This is a genomic window from Bradyrhizobium niftali, from assembly GCF_004571025.1.
GTDB lineage: Bacteria > Pseudomonadota > Alphaproteobacteria > Rhizobiales > Xanthobacteraceae > Bradyrhizobium > Bradyrhizobium niftali.
The window spans coordinates 1-1,324 of sequence record NZ_SPQT01000116.1 but is presented as its reverse complement, the minus strand read 5'-3'; the positions used below and the strand labels follow the sequence as shown (position 1 = coordinate 1,324).

Below are 1,324 nucleotides of genomic sequence, written 5' to 3'. Positions count from 1 at the left end.
GTTGACGCATAGCCATCGGGTTCGCATCAAGGCGCTGCTGCACAGCATCGAGCAGATGCTCATGCTCCCATCGGGGAATCCGCCGCTCCGGCCCTGTCGTGCACTGAGATTTGAGCAAACAATTTTGACAGGCTGTGGTCCAGTAGCGCCTTACCCGCTTGCCATCTTCCTCGCCAGTAAAGCGATATGGCAGTTGCTCCCCAGCCGGACAGCGATAGGCGTCTTTCTCCGGTAAATAGACAAAGTCCTGCTTGCCGAAGCGCCCTTCCGACTTGGCGCTAGAAGTCATCGGCTTGGGCAGCGTCACCGTGATGTCGGCCTCGTGGCAAGCGAGGATTTCGGAGCTGCTGAAGTAGCCGCGATCGGCAACGGCCTCGAGCGTCTCGGTCTTTAGAACAGCCTTCGCCTGTCTGGCCATATTGGCAAGCTGAGCCCGATCCGAGCCGCTGTTCGTTACCTCATGCGTGACAATCAGATGGTGCTCGGTATCCACGGCGACTTGCACGTTGTATCCGACAACGCCGGACCCGCGGCCGCTGGTTGCCATCGAGCGGCTATCGGGATCAGTCAGAGAGATTTGCTGGTCGGGCGAAGCCAGCATCTGCTTCTCGTAAGTAGCAAGCTTGCCCATTTCGTCCTTCAGTTTTGTGAGCTTCTCATTAAGCCTCGTCACCTTCGCGGCCAGCGCTTCGGTCGGCTCGTGTCGGTCAGCCGTGTCAAGCTGGCTCAGATACCGCGCGACGCTCTCCTCCAGCTGAGCACGACGCCGTTCGACCTTGGCCCGTGTGAAGTTCTTGTCCCGGTTGTTCACGGCTTTGAACTTGCTGCCATCGATCGCAACGCTCGCCGTCGCCAGTAAACCCATCTCTCGGCAGAGTTCAACGAAGCGCGCACATACCTTGCGGAGTGCCAGGCCGCTGTCCTTGCGGAAGTCGGCAATCGTCTTGTGATCGGGAGCGAGCCGACCCAGCAGCCACATCACCTCAACATTGCGGCCGGCTTCTCGTTCGAGCCGTCGGCTCGATTGCACCCGGTTCAGATAGCCATAAATGTAGAGCTTCAGGAGAACCGAGGGGTGATACGACGGCCGTCCCGTTGCGGCCGGCTCCGCTCCCTCAAAGCCCATCTCAGCCAAATCAAGCGCATCGACAAACACGTCGATCACTCGAACAGGGTTGCTCTCGTCAATGAAATCATCGAGGCATTCGGGCAATAATGTCCATTGCCCACGATCGGCCTGCTCAACGAAGCGCCTCATCAGCTTCCCCCGCAGAATCACCAGAGAATCATAGCAAAGCAGCAGCGTTTTCACACAGCCAGGGTC

Annotated in this window: 1 protein-coding gene; it reads right to left on the bottom strand. The window is 58.6% G+C overall.

From position 1 onward, the window contains the following. Window positions 1-1,258: IS1182 family transposase (locus E4K65_RS46645; RefSeq protein WP_135179756.1), on the bottom strand; the 1,258-nt coding region annotated here is incomplete at its 3' end. Between the last annotated feature and the right edge of the window lie 66 nt (window positions 1,259-1,324).